We start from the raw sequence: 20,125 nt of genomic DNA on the forward strand, positions 1-20,125 counted from the left end.
GCGAAATGGAAACAAAAGACTTACTCAAAAAAGTTCGTAAAATCGAAATCAAAACCCGAAGATTGAGTGATCATATCTTCTCGGGCGAATACCACACGTCGTTCAAAGGCCGTGGGATGACCTTTTCGGAAGTGCGTCAGTACCAGTTTGGCGATGATATTCGTGCCATCGACTGGAATGTGACTGCGCGCTACAACGAACCGTATGTCAAAGTTTTTGAAGAAGAACGCGAACTGACCATGATGCTGATGGTGGATATTTCGGGTTCGGAAAATTTTGGTACGCAAAACCAACTGAAAAGCGAAATTGTTACCGAGATTGCTGCCACCATGGCATTTTCGGCCACACAAAACAATGATAAAATTGGTTTGATTTTATTCTCCGACCAAATCGAATTATACATTCCGCCCAAAAAAGGAAAATCACACGTGCTGCGCATCATTCGCGAACTGATTGAATTCCAACCGAAAAGCAAAAAGACGGATTTGTCGCAAGCCCTGAAATTCCTGTCGGGAACTCAGAAAAAGAAAGCCATTGTTTTCGTTATTTCTGATTTTATGGTGGAAGACGATTACGAAAAAACGTTGAAGATTGCCGGAAAGAAACACGACATCACCGGTGTCCGCGTGTACGACATCCGCGAAGCCAAAATGCCAAACATTGGCATGGTGGAAATGGAAGATGCTGAAACCGGCGAAATTTTAGTCGTCAATACGGGTTCCAAAAAAGCGCGTTTGAGTTACGAAAAACAATACCAGGACAAAGTAAATTACTTCAAAGATATCTTTTCCAAATGCGGTTCAGGAACCGTGAATACTCGCGTTGACGAAAGTTATGTTACCAAATTATTGGGTTATTTTAAATCGAGATAAGAAATCATGAAAAGTAAATTTGTTCTGTTTTTATGCTTACTGTCGATGGCTGTTTTCGCTCAAACGAAAAAGGTAACCACTTCTGTGAACGTGACTAAAAACAAAATCGGTGCCGAATTCAAACTGACTTTGAAAACGGATGTCGATACCTTATCCAAAGTAAAATTCCCGGAAGCCAAGAATTTCGGGGCTTTGGAAGTGATTCAATCCTATAAAGTTGATACGGTTAAAAATGGTGCCCGCTATGAATTAATCAAAAAATACGGCCTAACCCAATTCGATTCCGGGAAATATGTCATTCCTAGAATTCCGGTTTTAATCAATGGCAAACCGGTCTTTTCGGACAGCATCAAAGTGGAGGTGAACGATGTGAAAGTTGATACGCTGAAGCAAAAAATGTACGACATCAAAGACATTGCACAAGCCGAAAGTCCGCTGGGTACTTGGTGGATTTATCTTTTGATTCTTTTGGCGATTGGCGTTCTTGGATTTTTCATTTACAAATTCATCAAAAAAAGACAGAACCAGCCCAAAGTAGAAGAAATCGTTTTCAAATCGCCTATCGAAAAAGCCACAACTTTATTGTTGCAATTGGAATCCAAAGAGCTTTGGCAAAAAGGCGAAATCAAAAACTATTATTCGGAATTGACAGACATTGCGCGGAATTATATTGAAGAAGAAATTCACATTCCGGCGATGGAAAGCACCACTTCGGAACTGATTGAAGGATTGCGAAAAGCCGCCAAGCAAAAGAAACTGAAACTCTCCAACGAAACGGTTGAGAATCTGGAAAAGGTTTTAAAACAAGCCGATTTGGTGAAATTTGCCAAAGTAAAACCGCTCGATTTTGAAATCGAAGAAGATAAAAAACGTATCTCGAGTTCCATCGTAACCATTCACAAATCAATTCCGGAAGTAGTCGAAGAAAACGATGAATTGGCTCTTTGGAACGAACAGCAAAAAGAATTGGCCCGTTTGCAAAAACTGAAAAAACAAAAACGCGTCAGAATCATCACAACCATCGGAATCGTGGTGGGAATGTTGCTGATTTTTGTTTTAGGCGTGGCTTATTTCAAAGGAACAGAATATTTGAGAGATAATATTCTCGGGCATCCGACCAAAGATTTAGTCGAAGGCGAATGGGTGTACAGCGAATACGGAAATCCGGGCGTAAAAGTGGAAACACCCAAAGTGCTGAAAAGAATGGATGCCTCAAAATCGTTGCCAAAAGACGCTGCGGCATTGATTAAAGACATGCAAATGTTTGGCTACGGAAGCATCCTGGAAGATTTCTACATCACGGTTTCGACGGTGACCTACAAACAGGAAATGAAAATGGATTTGGATAAAACTGCCGAAAATTATCTGAACATCATGGAAGCCCAAGGTGCTCAAAACATCATCGTGAAAACAGAAGATTTTGATACACAAAAAGGCATTACCGGCAAAAAAGCCTATGGAACGATGACGGTTATCGATAAAATAAAAGGCAAATCGACCAAAATGTATTACGAGTTATTGCTTTTCAGCCAAAATGGTGGTTTGCAAACAATCTTGATATTGCATAGAGAAGACGACAAATACGGACAACAAATTGCCGAAAGAATGCTGAACTCGGTAGAATTACAAACAACAGCACAGTAATGAAAGAAGTGAGTTTTTTAAATCCTGAATTTTTCTGGTTGTTTTTACTACTTCCGGCGGCTATTGTATGGCAAATCTGGAAAAGAAAACAGCAAGTCGCTACCTTGAAAATAAGTTCGGTAAAAGGCTTTAAAGCGCAAAAATCTTTATTAGCCAAATTAAAACCGTTCCTATTTGTATTGCGATTATTAGCCTTAAGTTCTTTGATTATAGCGATGGCGCGACCGCGAAAAGTAGACATCAGCAGCCAAACCAAATCCACCAAAGGAATCGACATTGTGATGGCAATTGACGTTTCGGGAAGTATGTTGGCCAAAGATTTGAAACCCAATCGTATGGAAGCCCTGAAAAGAGTGGCTACCAACTTTGTGCAGGGAAGACCCAATGACCGAATCGGAATCGTAGTCTATGCTTCCGAAGCGTATACGAAAACACCCGTGACCAGCGACAAAGCCATTGTGCAGGACGCTATCCGAAGCATCCGATACGACAATGTATTGCAAGACGGAACCGGAATCGGGATGGGATTGACCACCGCCGTGAATCGTTTGAAAGACAGCAAAGCCAAAAGCAAAGTAATCATTTTGATGACCGATGGTGTGAACAACGCCGGATTTATCGAGCCGGAAACGGCTTCGCAAATTGCCAAAGAATACGGAATCAAAGTATATACAATAGGTATCGGAACCAATGGCGATGCGATGTTCCCATACGCTTATGCGCCAAACGGTGGCTTTTTGTTCCGAATGATGCCGGTGGAAATTGATGTGACTTTGCTACAGGCTATTGCCCGAAATACGGGCGGTAAATATTTCCGCGCCAACAGTAATAGCAAACTGGAAGCAATTTACAGCGAAATCAACAAGCTGGAAACCACCGAAATCCAAGAACTAAAATTCTATGATTATGACGAAAAATACAGACCGTTTGTTTGGATTGCCTGTCTTTTGGTGCTGATAGAATTTGGATTGCGAAACACGATTTACAGAAGTTTTATATAAAAAGTATGTACGAGTTAGAAGAAAAATGGTATTTGTATTGTTTGGGCATCATTCCCGTGATGGCGCTACTTTTCTTGTATATTCAATTCTGGAAAAGAAAAAAACAACGCGAGTTTGGTGATTTGGATTTAATCAAAAAACTAAGTCCGGAGAAATCCGTTTTTAAACCGGTGTTGAAATTGGTGGTAATACTGTTAGCGCTGACTTGTTTAATCATTGGCCTAGTGAATCCGAAAATCGGCACCAAAATGGAAACCGTAAAACGCGAAGGCATCGACATTGTTTTTGCCATTGACGTTTCCAAAAGTATGCTGGCCGAAGACGTTGCGCCAAGTCGTTTGGAAAAAAGCAAGCAACTCGTTTCACAAATCATCAACAATTTGGGCAACGACCGCATCGGAATCATCGCGTATTCCGGAAGCGCTTTCCCGGTATTGCCGATTACAACTGATTACAGTGTGGCCAAAATGTTCCTGCAAGGTATGAATCCCGGAATTATTTCGGCACAAGGAACTTCGATTGACCAAGCGATTAATTTAGCCACCACTTTCGTGGACAAAAAAGATAAAACCAACAAATTGCTGATCATCATCACGGATGGTGAAGACCATTCGAATGAAGCGGTTGATGCTGCCGAAGAAGCTAAAAAGGCCGGCATCAAAATCATCACCGTTGGTGTAGGAACCGAAAAAGGCGGTCCCATTCCGTTAAAGGAAAACGGCGTGGTAGAAAGTTTTAAACGAGACAATAACGGCGAAGTGGTTATCACGAAAAGAGATGCTGAGGTTTTGAAAAACATTGCCAAAGCCACCGGTGGCGGTTATGTTGACGGCGATTCGACCAAAGCGGTGTTGGATTATGTGAAAAATGCTTTAGACAACATTCAGAAAACCGAATTTGAAAGTACGCAAATGGCTGACTTCAAATCGCAGTTTCAATGGTTTTTAGGGTTTGGCTTTTTCTTGTTGTTCTTAGATGTTTTCTTGTTGGAGAAAAGAACGAGATGGGTGAAAAAGATGAATTTATTTAACGAAAAAGAATAAATGAAAAAGTTGCTTTTATATAGTTTGGTTCTGATTTCTTTTTTGGCAAAAGCCCAAGAAAAGGAAAAGGATAAAGATTTGCCCAAAGGAAACGATTCTTTTGTCGAAAAAAAATACACCGATGCCGAAGCGGACTACCGAATTTCGGAATCGAAGCATCCTAAGAAAGCGATTGCTTCGTATAACTTAGGAAATTCCGTTTACCGCCAAAATCAATCGGCAGAAGCGAGTTATCATTATGTCAAAGCGTTGAAAAATGCCAAAACACGCGCAGAAAAACACCAGGCGTTTCACAATTTAGGAAATGCTTTGATGAAAGAGAAAGATTATTCGAATGCTGTAGAAGCTTATAAGAATGCCTTGCGCAACAATCCGTCCGACGAGGAAACGCGTTATAATTATGCTTTGGCCAAATTGTATCTGAAAAACAATCCGCCAAAAAAGGACGGCAACAAGAACAAAGACAAAGGCAATAACAAAAAGGACGATAAAAAAGATCCGAAAGACAAAGACAAGGACAAGAATAAAGATCAAAAAAACCAAGACAAAAAAGACGGCAAAAACGATAAAGATCAGAAAGATCAAAAAGACCCAAATCAGGGAAAACCACAACCACAACCGGGTGGCATTTCCAAACAACGGTTAGAGAATTTGTTGGATGCCGTGAATAATGAGGAGAAAAAAGTTCAGGATAAAGTCAACAAACAAAAAGTACAAACCAATCCTAAAAAAGCAGAAAAAGATTGGTAATTGTTAAACAATTTGAAAATGAAGTCATGAAAAAAGTAATTGTTTTACTGCTGCTAACATTCGGAAGTTCGCTTTGGGCTCAAGTACAATTTGAAGCCAAAGTGAGCAAAAATTCGTTGGGGATCAACGAACGCCTCCGCATTGAATTTACCATGAACGCCGATGGCGATAATTTTCAGCCACCAAGTTTTGAATCCTCTGGTTTCAGAGTGGTTGGCGGCCCGAGTCAGTCCGTAAGTCAATCCTGGATTAACGGCAAAAGCTCGTTCAACAAGTCGTATATCTACATTTTATTGCCAACGCAAAAAGGCGCACTGACCATCAAACAGGCTTCTATTGAAATCAACGGCCAGGTTTACAAAACTTCCCCGATTAGAATCAATGTGACGAATGCTGTAGAGATTCCGAAAGATCCCAACGAGATGCCAGCCATCAGCGCTGACGATAATTTGTACTTAGTGGCCGATATTTCAAAAACCAATCCTTATCTCAACGAACCGATTACGGTGGTTTATAAATTGTATTTCAGTTACAACATCGGGATTACGAATTGGAAAGAATTAAACAAGCCGAAATACAATGATTTTTGGAGCCAGAATATTGACATCAAACAACTCGTGGCACAAGACGGTATGTTCAAAGGCGAGCGTTTTCGGTATGTAGTATTGCGAAAAACAGTGCTTTATCCACAAAAATCAGGGAAACTGGAAATCGAACCGCTTTCGCTGGATATTGACTGTCAAGTACCCACCAGCCGAAGAAACTTTTGGGGACAACCACTCATGACCGAAGACAGCAAACGCGTTTCTGCCGGAAGCAAAGTCATCACCGTAAGACCATTGCCGGAAGCCGGAAAACCGGAAGATTTTTCGGGAGCTGTGGGTCGTTTTGATTTTAAAGTTACACCATCCAAAACTACTTTGAAAAGCGGCGAATCGTTAGATTTAAATGTAAGCGTAGCCGGAACCGGAAACTTAAAATTGTTTACGTTGCCAAAACCGGTATTGCCATCAGCTTTAGAAATGTACGATCCGGTACACGATGAAAATGTAACCACGCCTTTAACCGGAATGACCGGAAAAATTGCCGACAAATACACCATCATTCCGCAATACAAAGGCAATTATCAAATCAAACCGTTGCGTTTTACGTATTTCGATTTGGGTTCCAACAGTTATAAAACCCTTGCTTCCCAGCCGATAACCATCACTGTTTTGGATGGGCCAACGGTAGCGAGTTCAGAAAAAGTCAATCCGAATGAGGTGGCTAAAACCAAAATAGAAGTGGCCAAAACTTTTGCTTATAACAAGCAGGAAACCAAACTGCAGCCGATGCAAAAAGACGATTTCTTAGGTTCCGGTTTGTTCTATTCTTTAGTGATGCTGCCATTTTTGGCAATTCCGTTATTGATTATCGGGAAACGAAGAAAAGAGGCTTCAGACAATGATGTCGTTGGTAACAAAATCAAAAAATCAAATGCTTTGGCTAAGAAATATTTATCGGAAGCGAAACAGCATTTGGGCAACAAAGAACCGTTTTACATTGCTTTGGAAAAAGCGCTGCACAATTTCCTGAAAGCCAAATTGCACATCGAAACTTCGGAAATGAGCAAAGATAAAATTGCCGAAATTCTCCACACCAGAAGTGCCGAAACCAATACGATTTCGGAATTCATCCAATTGACAGAAAACTGTGAATTTGCCCGTTATGCACCGGCTTCGGAAACAGTCATTCAGCAGGATTATGACAAAGCGGTAATCATTATTTCAGCATTAGAAAAACAACTTAAATAACGAGAATCATGAAGAAGATACTTTTTTTATTGTTGTTCCTTTCGCAAATTTCATGGGCGCAAACTGCTTTTGAACAAGGCAACCAATACTATCAAAAAGAAAACTACCAGGCGGCGATTTCGAGTTTTGAAAGCATTACAAACTCCGGCAAACAATCGGCTGAAGTGTATTTCAATTTGGGCAATTGCTATTACAAATTACACAAAGTGGCACCGGCGGTTTACAATTATGAGAAAGCATTATTGTTGAGTCCGAATGATACTGAAATCAAAACCAACCTGGAATTTGCCCGAAAAATGGCCATTGACGACATCAAAGTGATTCCGAAAGTAGGTTTCAGCAAGTTGCTATCCGACTTTACTTCGAACTATTATTACGACACTTGGGCTTGGATTGCCGTTGGGTTTGCCTTCCTGTTTTTGTTGTTTTTTGTGGGCTATTATTTTTCGCATAAAACCTTGCTGAAACGTATCTTCTTTTTTGGAATGTTTCTTTGGATACTTGGCATTTGTCTGAGTGCAGCTTCCGGATTTTATGAAAAAAACCGCATGGATAGCGAAAAACCGGCCATTGTTTTTGCCGAAATCGCTTCGGTAAAAAGCGAACCTAAAGCCACAAGCGCTGATGCGTTTGTATTGCACGAAGGAACAAAAGTGTACATCTTAGAAAGCATTGCCAACTGGAAAAAAGTCGAACTCACTGACGAAACCACCGGTTGGATTGAAGAAAGTGCCATTAAGGAAATTAAATAGTAAACTTTAAGCATTTCAAGTAGTATCTTTGCCAACCTAATTACGATTTGAGTATTGCATCTAGTACTTAAAATCTAAAATCTAAAATTTACGTGTCAAGAGACGAACAATTAAAAAACCGCTGGGACAAAGTCGTTGCCCTTCTTTCCAATCAATTTGCGGAAGGAGATGTGCTGGATTTGGACGCTATCATATATTTAATCGGAGTGCAGGAATTGGGAAAAGTGCACCAAACTTTCAAAAAAGACGAGAAACTCAACCTGATGCACATCGCCATTTGTCGATTGTTGGAGCCTTATGGTTTCTATGAATTTGATTATGTGGATAAAGAGGGCTGGCCGCATTACAAAGTCAAAGAAGAATTACCGCCGCTGAAAGCCGGAGAACAATCCGTTTTGATGAAAGAAGCGATTGTGAATTATTTTATAGAAAGAGAAGTGATTGACTAATAGTTTTCAGTCGCAGTCACAGTAGGCAGTTTGTTTTTACTGAAAACTGAGACTGAGACTGTCTACTTTCAACTAAAAAACCTTAAATTTGCGCCTTTATTGCAAGAACGATGATAGATAAGATTAAAGAATATATTGCCGAAGCCGATGCGTTTCAAACCGACAATAAGGAAACTTTAGAACAATTCCGTATCAAATATTTAGGAAGCAAAGGCTTGCTAAAAGATTTGTTTGCCGAATTCAAAAACGTGCCCAACGACCAAAAAAAGGAATTTGGACAAGTCATCAATACGCTTAAAACTACTTGCGAAGACAAAGTAAAAACCATACAAGATGCCCTTGAGAGCAAGGTGGAAAGTGTTGGGGTTTACGGCGATTTATCGCGTCCTGCCGAGCCTTTAACTATTGGGTCGCGTCATCCTATTTCGTTAGTAAAAAATCAAATCATCGATATCTTCTCTACCATCGGATTCAACGTGTCTGAAGGTCCGGAAATAGAAGACGACTGGCATAATTTCACTGCATTAAACCTTCCGGAATACCATCCGGCGAGAGACATGCAGGATACGTTTTTCATCCAAACCAATCCGGATGTATTGTTGCGCACTCACACCTCATCGGTACAGGTTAGATACATGGAAAACAACAAGCCGCCAATCCGAACCATTTCTCCGGGAAGAGTTTTTAGAAACGAGGCTGTTTCGTCGCGTTCGCACTGTATTTTCCACCAAGTGGAAGGTTTGTATATTGACAAAGATGTATCGTTTGCCGACTTAAAGCAAACCCTATTATATTTCACCAAAGAAATGTTTGGCAAATCTAAAATCCGTTTGCGCCCGAGTTATTTCCCATTTACTGAGCCAAGTGCTGAGGTAGATATTTACTGGGGCTTGAAAACGGAAACCGATTACCGCATCACCAAAGGAACCGGCTGGCTGGAAATCATGGGTTGCGGAATGGTAGATCCTAACGTTTTGAAAAACTGTGGCATCAATCCCGAAGAATACAATGGTTTCGCTTTTGGAATGGGCATTGAGCGTATTGCCATGTTATTATACCAAATCGGCGACATCCGAATGTTTTACGAAAACGACGTTCGTTTCTTAGAGCAGTTCAAGTCGAGTATTTAAAATAAGTTGAAAGGGATAAGGAAAAAGTCAAACGCTAATTTCTTATCCCTTATCTCTAATCTCTTTTTACTAAAACCATGAAATCCGATATCACCATCCCAACCGTAGAAAATGTTTTCCTTGCCGCCGTTCAGGAATGGAGCGATGAGTTTATGGAAAAGGTTTGGTATGTTTATCTCATTAACGATTCTGACTATGATTTAGACGGCGTAATGGTGGTTTCCAATGCTTTTGGCACTCTGGATGGGGAAATGAAAAAAACGGCGCTCTTACGCCACGCCTTCCTGCAAGTGCCGGCGGTTTCTGTAGTGAAAATAGAAATGATTGAAAACAACGTCTTGCGTTTGAACAACGAGTTTATGGTGACTTACTTTATCGGAAGCACTTTATACGACAAGAAATTCATCTTCAAAGCCCAATCCATCACACCGGATTATGTGGAAGAAGTACCGATATTGTTTGTGGACGGCGTGATTGTGAGATAGACTATTGATTCTTTTTCTCTTGTTTTTCCTTTTCTTTCCAATTGAAATAACCCAAACCAAAAATCCCGACCAGCAAGTAAATAGCCAATTTTACATAAAACTTTGGCAAAGTAACTTCGGTTAGGATTGGTTTTTCTTTCCAATCCATTAAAGTCATAAAGACTATCATAAAGAGTCCCCAAAAGATCCCCACTTTCAGTTGAAATTTCCATCTTTCACTCATGCTTAATCTAATTTTTCGGTTAGTTTTTTGAATACTTTTTTGGCTTCTTTGCCTTCATACAAAATCTCATACACAGCATCAATGATAGGCGTTTTGGCTTTGTATTCCTGATTTAATTTGTAAGCACTTTTCACGGCATAATAGCCTTCAGCCACCATGCTCATCTCCATCATAGCAGACTTCACGGTATAACCTTTCCCTATCATGTTTCCAAACATACGATTTCTTGAAAATACCGAATACCCCGTTACCAATAAATCGCCCAGGTAAGCCGAATTGTTGATGTTCCGTTTCATTTTATGCACTTTGCGGATAAACTTTTTCATCTCGCGGATGGCATTGCTCATAATCACCGATTGGAAGTTGTCGCCATAGCCCAAACCATGCGCAATTCCGGCAGCAATAGCGTAAATGTTTTTCAGCATCGCCGCATATTCTGTTCCGATGATGTCGTCTGAAATTTTGGTTTTGATATAATTTCCGGCCAAAACAGTAGCCACAATTTTAGCTTTATCCGAATCGCCGCAAGCAATCGTAAGATAGGAAAGTCTTTCCAACGCTACTTCTTCCGCATGACACGGACCGGTAATCACTCCGATATTATCGTATGGAATATCAAATTGGTTGTGAAAATGTTCGCCCACAATCAGGAATGTTTCGGGAACAATTCCTTTTATCGCAGAAAAAATAACTTTGTCTTTCAGGCTTTCGGTTAATTTTTCCAATTCCGAACTTAAGAAAGCCGACGGAATTGCAAAAATGATATAATCCGCATAAGCCACAGCTTCATTAATATCGCTGGTAAGTTTTAATTTAGTGGTATCAAACTCAACAGAACTCAAATAATTTGGATTGTGCTTGTGCGCTTTGATATGTTCAATCGCCGATTCATTTCGCATATACCAAGCAATTTCGGAAAGATTAACGCAAAGCATTTTTGCAATGGCCGTGGCCCAACTTCCGCCACCAATCACTGCAAATTTTGGAGATTTATTCATGAATTAAAAAATTTATTTACCTCTCAAAAATACTCATTTTAGCAGATATGATTCGCTTTTTGAAAGAATAAAAAGAACAAAAGTAAATTTTGGCATAAATCTTGGTTAATAATAAAATATAAAAATTGGGTTAGGTTAAAAATTGTGGTATAAAACCGTTTGAGATGAATTTCTTGAGCGGTTTTGTTTTTTAATTTACATTTGTTGTAAATACTTCAAAGACATGACTAAAACGTTGATTTGCCTTTTGCTGACTGCAAGCTTGGTTCACGCCCAACCGCCTACTATTAGTTACACAACTCCCCTTGTTTTCAATGCGGGAGATGCGATTCCCGACTTAACACCTACCACTAGCGGAGGAGCTGTCGTTTACGGAAGAATTGTTTCGTCCTTTGCCGGTTCCGGATTTACCGGTGGCGGAAATGGCAACGGAACAGCAGCAAGTTTTAATCTGCCGACAGTGGTTGCCTTAGATCATCTTGGAAATATTTTTGTGGTAGACCGAATGAATAACAAAATCAGGAAAATAACTCCCAATGGAGATGTTACTACTTTTGCAGGTTCGGGTGCTATTGGTTCCACTGACGGACCATGGTATATGGCAAATTTTCACTTTCCTGACGGCGCTGTTTGTGATTCACAAAACAATGTGTTTATCTCTGATCAAAGCAATCATAAAATTCGGAAAATTGCGCCTGACGGAACCGTTTCAACCTTTGCCGGAACCGGGACTATTGGTTCTGCTAATGGTCCGGGACTCACCGCAAGTTTTTACTATCCGGCCGGAATGGCCATTGATGCGTATGACAATTTATACATCGCTGAATACGGTAATAACAAAATCCGGAAAATCACGCCCGATGGAACCGTTTCTACTTTTGCAGGAATCGGCACAGCGGGTTCGGCGGAAGGTGATGTTGCTACGGCCCAATTCAATGGACCGACCGGTGTTTGTTTAGACAGTTTCGGAAACGTTTTTGTGGCCGATTATTACAACAATAAAATCAGAAAAATTGATACTTCGGGCAATGTTACTACTTGGGCAGGAACTGGTAGTATTGGTTCCGCAGATGGATTGGGAACCAACGCCAGTTTCTATTATCCGGCAATTGTAGCTGTGGATGCCAACAATAACTTGTTTGTAACGGACGAAGAAAACAATAAAATCCGAAAAATTGATACCGCTGGAAACGTAACCACTTTTGCCGGAACCGGAACAGCAGGCGCAACCGATGGCCCGGCTGATAGCGCTGAATTCAATACACCAACCGGCGTGGCCGTTGACGGAACTCAGATTGTTTATGTTTGTGATTATGCCAACAACAAAATTCGGAAAATAAACGAATACGGTTATACAGTTTCTCCGAATTTACCGGAGGGTCTAACCTTGGATAAGGCCACCGGAGTCATCAGCGGAACGCCAACCACCGCCATGGCGGCCACCGATTTTACCGTTACGGCCAGCAATCCGGATGGTGCTGGATCCTTCGTGATTAACATTACCGTTAGCGGACTTGGATTGCCAAATTTCAACACAACCACTATTGAAGTTTATCCCAATCCGGCAAAGGACATCTTGACGATTAAAGCTCCGACAGCTATTGCGGAAATTAAAATCTCGAATCTTCTTGGACAGGAAATCATCACAAAAAGCAATCTGTCTTCTCAGGAAAATATAAATCTTTCGCATTTAACAAAAGGTTCGTATCTGGTAAAAACAACCGTTGGCAATTCAGTAAAGACCGTTACAATTTTAAAACAATAAAAATTACATTTTGAAGCCATTTCCATTTCAATACCAATTAAGAGATTATTTTAAAAAACAAACCAAAACCTGGTCCTGGTTTTCTGATAAAAATATTCAAAAAGAACAAATTGAAAGTTTTAAAACCGATTTGCTCAAAAATGCTTACCGAATTGACCCGGAAACCGAGGCCGAATGGTATGCTATTTTAGAAAAAGCAAAAGAAAAACTAAATCTTTCGCTTCCGGTTACGCTGTATCAATCGCAACAAGTGGATCACAATAATGGCGCTATAGTGGCTTTTGAAAATGAAGCGCACTTAATCCTTTCCGGCTCTATCCTAAAACTTTTGAACGCTGATGAACTCTTGGCTTTGTTTGGACATGAATTAAGTCACATTCATTTAAATGCTATTGAAAACGGCGATTTTGAAATAACCAACCGCATCATAAATGCCATTGCCAACGATTATAAAAGCGAATTGTTTTACCATGAAACGGCCCGGATTTTTCAATTGTTTACCGAGTTGTATTGTGATTATGGCGCTTTAAAAGTTACTGAAAACCTGGAAACCGTAATCACCACTTTAGTAAAAATCGAAACCGGTTTAGAAAAAGTTTCCGGGGAAAGTTATCTCAAACAAGCCGATGAAATTTTGGAAAGAATTGAAGCCGGTTCTTCGGGCGAATCACATCCTGAAATTTTTATTCGTGCCAAATCGTTAGCACTTTTAAGCACTTACAATGAAGAAAACATAGCCAAAACAGAACAAATCGTCAAAGGCAAACTCGATTTGCAGTTGCTGACCATTTTCAGCAAAAAAGAAGTTTACGGCTTAACCAAAAACCTGATTGACCTTTTCACCAAACCCAAATGGATGCAATCCGAACACAATTTGGTGCTCTACAAACAATATTTTGCCCAGTACAATCCGAATCGGGAATTGCTGGCAGATGCTGATTTTAAAGCAAAAATCAATAACAGCAAAGACAATCTGAAAAATTATTACGCCTATGTGTTGTTCGATTTTGCCATGTGTGATGCTGACATCAAGGAAACGGCTATTGGCCATGCTTTGGATGTTGCCGAGCAGTTAGAACTGGAATCATTTCTAAAAGTCATTCTCAAAAAAGAACTCAAACTTACCGAAAAATCCTTGAAAGATTTTTGTAAAAAATGCACCACCGCCTTGAATCAAATTTTAGAATCGGAATCAGAAAGTAGCTATTAAGATTATGAACACACCAATAAAAGACACTGCATTTTATACTTTTCTGGATTCGCATTTTGACAAAGGCCTTTTTGCCAACGACGATGTGGTGGCCATCATGCTTCCGCTGTTGCAAACGGTGGCCAAAATACACCATTTGGGCAAAGTGGCCAGTTTAGAAAACCTGGAAACCCTATTTGTTGAAGATGAAAAATTAAACATCAGTCCGGAAGGATTTTCAAGCCAAAATAATGCTTCGCGCTTTTCTCATTTCTTTTCAAATCAGAGCAAAACCTTTACCATTAGTGAGGAAGTGTTTAAAAAAGTGGCGATAGACGAAGAAAACACCACTGAGGAATTTTATGATTCTCTGGTTCAAAATGAAGCTACTGAAGTCGTTTCAAAACCAATGTATTTGAAAGATTACGGTTGTTTTGAATTGGCATTGAACCATCATGATCCGTTGACGGATGTCTATATTTTGGGAATGATTTTGGCAAGTCAGGCGTTAAACCTTGATTTTACTGATCTTGACGATTTGAATGAATTTGTAGCCCATCGCAAAAGCATGGTTTTTGTCAATCCGAAAATTCATCCGGCTATTGCCAATATCATCTTTGGAATGACCGAACTCGATAGAAAAAAGCGTTGGAAAGACCTAGATGAAATCATCGAAAAGCTCAAAAACTATCGCGAATACAATCCGGAAACGGAGTATGATATTTCGAAAATTATTCCATCGAAGAAAACCAGCAAACAGCAATTCATTCACGAAAAGCTGCGAAACCGCTTATTTGATAACAGCCGCCGAAACCGATTGCTGTACTACAAACCCAATTTAAAATTTTTGAATCTTACCATAGCTTCGGTGCCGCAGGTACTAAACTATAAAAATATTGATCCCAATTCTTTGTTTTACTGGAATCAGGAAATCTCCAAAAAAATAAGCAATAACAGCTCCATTTCGCTTAACAAATATCTGCGGTTTGAGGACAATCCTTATATCAATCCGACCTTAGATAAAATACGATTAGAGTCCAACAAAGACATCAATGAGTATGGTTTTAGCCAGTTGAAGTTGGTGTTGTGTTTTTTAAATTGGTACAATACCAAAGAAAATGCCACCGAAAAAATTGAAACGCCGTTGCTTTTAACGCCTATTACTTTAACGAAAAAGAAAGGCGTAAAAGACCAATTTACGATTGATTTTGTCGAAGATGAAGTCGAAATAAATCCGATCTTGTCTAATATGCTAAAGGAATTGTATGGCATCCGATTGCCGGAAACCATTCAGCTTTCGGAAACCAGTATTGCAGATGTTTTTGCGCTTTTGAAACACCAAATCGAAAGCAACAATTCGGGCATAACCCTTGAAAACATTGATAAACCCCGAATAAAACTGATTCACACACAGGCGCAAAGCACTTTAAATCAGTTTAACAAACGCAACAGCAAACGGAAAGCCGTTGCCGATATTAAAAATATAGCGTACTCGTATTCGCAGGATGATTTTCAGCCTTTTGGTTTGCAATTGTTCAAGCAATATGTCGAAGAGGAAGCTTCGAGTCTTGAGTTTTTGATTGATAGCGACATCAAATTAAAACCCAAACAATTCCACGAAAACAAAACCATTGACCGCGAATTTTACACCATAGATGAAGGCAATGTCAACCCGTTTACTTGGGAATTCGATACTTGCAACATGGTCATTGGCAATTTCAATTACAAGAAAATGTCTTTGGTTCGCGACTATAATTTTGTGATTGAAAACGAATTGAAAAGCCAAGTCTTCAACCATTTATTTGCCGACCTGTCCCAACGCGAATTCAAATCGGAAACCAATGGCGTCAATGCGTTTACCAAAACGTATAACGTGGTGGCTTCTGATCCAACGCAAAACAAAGCGGTGCTGCTGTCGGAAGCCGGTGAAAATTATATTATTCAGGGGCCACCCGGAACCGGAAAGTCGCAAACTATCGCCAACTTAGTGGCCAATTTTGTGGCCAATGGCAAGAAAGTGCTGTTTGTGTGTGAAAAGAGAGCGGCTTTGGATGTTGTTTTTTATCGATTAAAAAATCAGGGATTGGACGAATTGTGCTGCTTAATTCACGATTCGCAATCGGATAAGAAAGAGTTTGTTTTAAACTTAAAAGGCACTTACGAAACCTTTTCCAAAGCCAAAAAAACATTTGAAGCTACCCAAAAAGAACGCGATGCCATTGCCCTTGCCTTAGAAACCGAGATTGGCATCCTGAATGAGTTTCATCAGTTTATGAAATTCAAAAGCAACAATTCGGGCAGTTCTATTAAAGACATTCTGGAAATTTTGGTGTTTAATACCGAAATCGTTTCGCCAGCCGAGCTAATCGCTATTGATGAAAGAGCCGGTTATCATGATTGGGAAGTTTACAACGAAAAGTTGAATGCCTTGTATCAAATTAATTTAGAGACTAATAAAAACGAATATTTAAGTCAGCATCCTTTCAAATATTTTTCGGTTACCGCTTTAAGTCAGCTTACCAATGTTGCCGAAATTTTGGCCAATTTGCAAGCACTCAATGACAAAATAGACGATTTGACTGAAATTCTGGATACTGCCGGGTTTTTGGTAAATGCAGATTCTGAGTTTCAAAAGGTACAGCTCTTTTTGAACAAATGCCGTCAAGCTATTCCGTTTTATGAAAACCATCAGGAAGCCATTTTAACCGATAAAAAAACGGCCATTGCTGCCTTGGACGATGAATTGCAGCAATTGGAAAAATATACCACCGAGATAAACAAACTGGAAAAACAATATCCGTATTGGAGTGAAAAAATTTCAGAAATCGATGCGCAAAATGCCTTGCCGGTGCTGGAAAAAAGCGAAGACAGTTTCTTTAAGTTTTTAAACGGAAATTACAAAAATGTCCGAACTCAAATTATACGATTGTATGACATTTCCAAACATACCATCAAACCTAAATTGAGCTTGGTCATTAAAAATGTATTGCAGCAACACGAGTTGTTGAATGCTAAAAATGAGCTGGAAATCCGCATCAAAAAGAAATACAATTTAGGCGAAATTCCGTTTATAAAAATCAATTTAAAAACCCTGCACGAGACTATTGATTCTGAAATTTTATCGTTTTTAAACAACCAGAATCAAGATGTTTTTGATGAAATCAGAAAAATAGATTCGCTGGGAGAGCAACTGAACACAACCTTAAAAACCTACTTGGTACAATTTGAGGATTTGTCGTTGCTGCAATTGGATGAAAAAATCAAAAAAATAATCGAGAATCAGCACTATTTCCAGTTGTATGCTAATCAGTTTGAAGGTTTGGCAGGAATGAACGGTTCTATTATTTCCTTACTGAGAAAAGAGCCGGTTTCATTGGATAAACTGCAAAAATTACTGGCCGAAAAAACGCTGCAAAACTATTATGCGGCTCATTTTAATCATCAGAAATTCAATTTGGATTTGCTGCACCACACGATTCAAAAAATTGGCTTATTAAACAAAGAGCTTTTAGCCCTAAACGGAAAATACATCATCCAAAAACAGCAAAACGCTTTTGCTGAAATCCTCAAAAAATCAGATTTATCCGTGGCCGGAATGGGCGAAGCGGCTAAATTGGAAAAGAAATCCATTTTTGAAGGACGCAAAATTCTGGAAAATGAATTCGGGAAATCGATGCGCTATAAATCCATTCGGGAATTATCAACTTCCGATTCGGGGAAAATCATTCGCGAATTAAAACCGATTTGGCTGATGAGCCCGTTGAGCGTTTCTGACACCTTGCCTTTGGATGAAAATTACTTTGATGTGGTGATTTTTGATGAAGCCAGTCAAATTACGTTAGAAGAAGGATTGCCGCCTATTTACAGAGCCAAGCAAACGATTATTGTGGGCGATGAAATGCAGATGCCGCCGAGTAATTTCTTTGGCAGCGCTTCCGGAAATGAAGACGATTTATGGTTTGAAGCCGGTGCCGAAAACGAATCGTTTACCATTGATGCCGACAGTTTTTTAACTCAGGGTGCGCGCAAGTTTCCGTCTATAATGCTGGGTTGGCATTACCGAAGCAAGCATGAAGCCTTAATTGGATTCTCGAATGCTTCGTTTTACAACAACCAGTTGTTAACCATTCCGGATGTAAAAGACCACCAAAACCAATCGGGTGAAATTTTAGTCGAAAACGAAACCAATGCTGTTGCCAACAGCAAGCACATTTATGAAAAACCTATTTCCTATCATTATGTTGCCAAAGGAGTTTACGAAGCCCGTAGCAACGTTTTAGAAGCAAAATACATTGCGGAGCTAACAAAGACATTGCTTTTTGAAAACAATGGCTACAGCATCGGCATAGTGGCTTTTTCGATGGAGCAACAGAATGAAATAGAAATGGCACTTCAGGATTTGTGCGTGGCCGATAAAGTTTTTGAAAATCTATTGGAAGAAGAATACAAACGCATTGAAGACAATCAATTTGTTGGCTTATTTGTCAAAAACCTGGAAAACGTGCAGGGTGATGAACGCGATATTATTATCATGAGTACCTGTTATGGCTATGATCCGAGAGGAAAAATGCTGATGAACTTTGGGCCGATAAACAAACGAGGCGGTGAAAAACGCTTGAATGTTTTGTTTTCAAGAGCCAAGAAAAGCATGTGCGTGGTTAGTTCCATCAAATATACCGACATCAAAAATGAGTATAACGATGGGGCCAATTATTTTAGAAAATACCTTCAATACGCCGAATTGGTAAGTCTTGGAAACCTGGAAGCGGCTAACAATGTCCTGAACAGCATTTCGAATGCTTTGCTTGAAGTTACGCCTTCGCCAACAGCTATTGCGGTTAAAATCGAGCTGGAAAAGCTTGGTTATTTCGTGACGGAAAACATCGGACAAAGTAGTTTCAAATGCAGTCTTGGTGTTAAAAAATCAGCGGATGATGTTGAGTTTGTTTTGGGAATAAGCATTGATGACGACAATCATTACGGCAATGACGATGTTTTGGAACAATACTTTTTAAAGCCTGAACTCTTAAAACACAACGGCTGGAAGCTCTGTCAAATTTATACCAAAGATTGGATTGACAATCAAAACCGAGTCTTGAAAATGCTGAAAAGCGCCTTGAATAACGAACCTTTTTTCGAAAAAACAGTTATTGAAAAAACGGCGCCTGTCCCAATTGAAGAACCTGAAGTTGAAAATAGATCAGAAGAAATAACAGAAAGCATAAGTTCAAATCCGAATGCAATCCAATTGACAAATACCGAAAATGGCAGCAATAAGTTTTGGGAAGCTTCTGTGGTAGGTACTGAACTGGTGATTCAATATGGCCGAATTGGAACCAAAGGCCAAAAGCTTATAAAATCATTTGATACCGATGCAACGGCAACGCGGGAAATGGAAAGCCTGATCAGACAAAAATTAGCCCGAGGCTATAAATTGAACTGATTACTTTTTATAAAAATTGTTGTGATCTACATATTCCCAAACGTTGTGCGGCAATAGCGGGCGAATATTTTTTTTGTTTTTGATATTCTCCCGAATGAATGTAGAAGAGATTTCCACTATGGGTGCGTCAACGATGTGAATGCGCGGATGGTCTTTAAACTCCAGGTTTTCGGCTTCTTCCGAAACGCGTGGATAAATATAAATGTCGTGATGTTGCAGAATGTACTCGTAGTTTTTCCACTTGTGAAAAGACTTCAGATTGTCTTCGCCCATGATTAAAGAAAACTCATGTTGCGGGTATTTTTCAATTAAATGGGCCAAAGTAGTTACCGTATAATTCGGTTGTGGCAATTTAAATTCAATATCAGACGGTTTGATTTTCGGATAGTCTTCGGTAGCCAATCGCACTAAATGCAGGCGATGGTAATCATCGAGCAAAGTATTCTTTTGTTTCAGCGGATTGTGTGGTGTAACGACCATCCAAATTTGTTCCAAATCGGTGTGCTCGGCCAAATGATTGGCAATAATCAAATGCCCCACGTGAATAGGGTTGAAGGTGCCGAAATACAATCCGATTTTCATTGGCTT

General features: G+C 39.7%; 16 protein-coding genes. 13 read left to right on the top strand and 3 right to left on the bottom strand.

The features are described from left to right. Positions 1 to 5: 5 nt before the first annotated feature. The 10 genes from V7D82_RS00130 (at position 6) to V7D82_RS00175 (ending at position 9,919) form a co-directional block, all read left to right on the top strand. Positions 6 to 872 carry a DUF58 domain-containing protein gene (locus V7D82_RS00130; protein WP_333598937.1) on the top strand — a complete coding sequence of 289 codons (867 nt, stop codon included), beginning with the start codon at positions 6 to 8 and terminating at the stop codon, positions 870 to 872. Between the two features lie 6 nt (positions 873 to 878). Next, positions 879 to 2,516: a hypothetical protein gene (locus V7D82_RS00135; RefSeq protein ID WP_333598938.1), complete on the top strand. Its 1,638-nt coding sequence runs from the start codon at positions 879 to 881 to the stop codon at positions 2,514 to 2,516. Beyond that, positions 2,516 to 3,517, top strand: coding sequence for a vWA domain-containing protein (locus V7D82_RS00140; protein WP_333598939.1), 1,002 nt, complete (start codon positions 2,516 to 2,518; stop codon positions 3,515 to 3,517). The genes V7D82_RS00135 and V7D82_RS00140 overlap by 1 nt, the downstream gene beginning before the upstream one ends. A gap of 5 nt (positions 3,518 to 3,522) precedes the next feature. Next, positions 3,523 to 4,560 carry a vWA domain-containing protein gene (locus V7D82_RS00145; RefSeq protein ID WP_333598940.1) on the top strand — a complete coding sequence of 346 codons (1,038 nt, stop codon included), beginning with the start codon at positions 3,523 to 3,525 and terminating at the stop codon, positions 4,558 to 4,560. Beyond that, the gene (locus V7D82_RS00150; RefSeq protein ID WP_333598941.1) at positions 4,561 to 5,310 is read left to right on the top strand and encodes a tetratricopeptide repeat protein; all 750 of its coding nucleotides are present in this window, start codon (positions 4,561 to 4,563) and stop codon (positions 5,308 to 5,310) included. It abuts the gene before it with no gap. A gap of 26 nt (positions 5,311 to 5,336) precedes the next feature. Next, entirely contained in the window at positions 5,337 to 7,103 is a 1,767-nt protein-coding gene (locus V7D82_RS00155; RefSeq protein ID WP_333598942.1) for a BatD family protein, read from the top strand. Positions 7,104 to 7,111: 8 nt separating this feature from the next. Beyond that, a complete protein-coding gene (locus V7D82_RS00160) occupies positions 7,112 to 7,855 on the top strand; it encodes a tetratricopeptide repeat protein (RefSeq protein WP_333598943.1) in 744 nt (247 codons plus the stop codon). A 92-nt stretch (positions 7,856 to 7,947) separates the two neighbouring features. Beyond that, the gene (locus tag V7D82_RS00165) at positions 7,948 to 8,304 is read left to right on the top strand and encodes a hypothetical protein (protein ID WP_333598944.1); all 357 of its coding nucleotides are present in this window, start codon (positions 7,948 to 7,950) and stop codon (positions 8,302 to 8,304) included. A 110-nt stretch (positions 8,305 to 8,414) separates the two neighbouring features. Then, the gene (pheS, locus tag V7D82_RS00170) at positions 8,415 to 9,434 is read left to right on the top strand and encodes a phenylalanine--tRNA ligase subunit alpha (RefSeq protein WP_333598945.1); all 1,020 of its coding nucleotides are present in this window, start codon (positions 8,415 to 8,417) and stop codon (positions 9,432 to 9,434) included. Between the two features lie 77 nt (positions 9,435 to 9,511). Then, a complete protein-coding gene (locus V7D82_RS00175) occupies positions 9,512 to 9,919 on the top strand; it encodes a hypothetical protein (protein ID WP_333598946.1) in 408 nt (135 codons plus the stop codon). A gap of 1 nt (position 9,920) precedes the next feature. Here the strand turns inward: V7D82_RS00175 and V7D82_RS00180 are convergent, their stop codons facing one another. Next, a complete protein-coding gene (locus V7D82_RS00180; protein WP_333598947.1) occupies positions 9,921 to 10,142 on the bottom strand; it encodes a hypothetical protein in 222 nt (73 codons plus the stop codon). A 2-nt stretch (positions 10,143 to 10,144) separates the two neighbouring features. Continuing rightward, the gene (locus V7D82_RS00185; protein ID WP_333598948.1) at positions 10,145 to 11,140 is read right to left on the bottom strand and encodes an NAD(P)H-dependent glycerol-3-phosphate dehydrogenase; all 996 of its coding nucleotides are present in this window, start codon (positions 11,138 to 11,140) and stop codon (positions 10,145 to 10,147) included. A 223-nt stretch (positions 11,141 to 11,363) separates the two neighbouring features. Between V7D82_RS00185 and V7D82_RS00190 the strand changes: the two genes are divergently transcribed. The 3 genes from V7D82_RS00190 to V7D82_RS00200 are packed head-to-tail and all read left to right on the top strand — an operon-like array spanning position 11,364 to position 19,537. After that, positions 11,364 to 12,905: a T9SS type A sorting domain-containing protein gene (locus V7D82_RS00190; protein ID WP_333598949.1), complete on the top strand. Its 1,542-nt coding sequence runs from the start codon at positions 11,364 to 11,366 to the stop codon at positions 12,903 to 12,905. A gap of 10 nt (positions 12,906 to 12,915) precedes the next feature. Continuing rightward, positions 12,916 to 14,115: a M48 family metalloprotease gene (locus tag V7D82_RS00195; RefSeq protein WP_333598950.1), complete on the top strand. Its 1,200-nt coding sequence runs from the start codon at positions 12,916 to 12,918 to the stop codon at positions 14,113 to 14,115. Positions 14,116 to 14,119: 4 nt separating this feature from the next. Next, positions 14,120 to 19,537, top strand: a complete 5,418-nt coding sequence (locus V7D82_RS00200) for an AAA domain-containing protein (protein WP_333598951.1) — start codon at positions 14,120 to 14,122, stop codon at positions 19,535 to 19,537. Here V7D82_RS00200 and nadD read toward each other — a convergent pair whose 3' ends face one another. Further along, entirely contained in the window at positions 19,538 to 20,119 is a 582-nt protein-coding gene (gene nadD / locus V7D82_RS00205) for a nicotinate (nicotinamide) nucleotide adenylyltransferase (protein WP_333598952.1), read from the bottom strand. Positions 20,120 to 20,125: the final 6 nt, after the last annotated feature.

Source organism: Flavobacterium sp. (assembly GCF_036741995.1).
Classification (GTDB): domain Bacteria; phylum Bacteroidota; class Bacteroidia; order Flavobacteriales; family Flavobacteriaceae; genus Flavobacterium.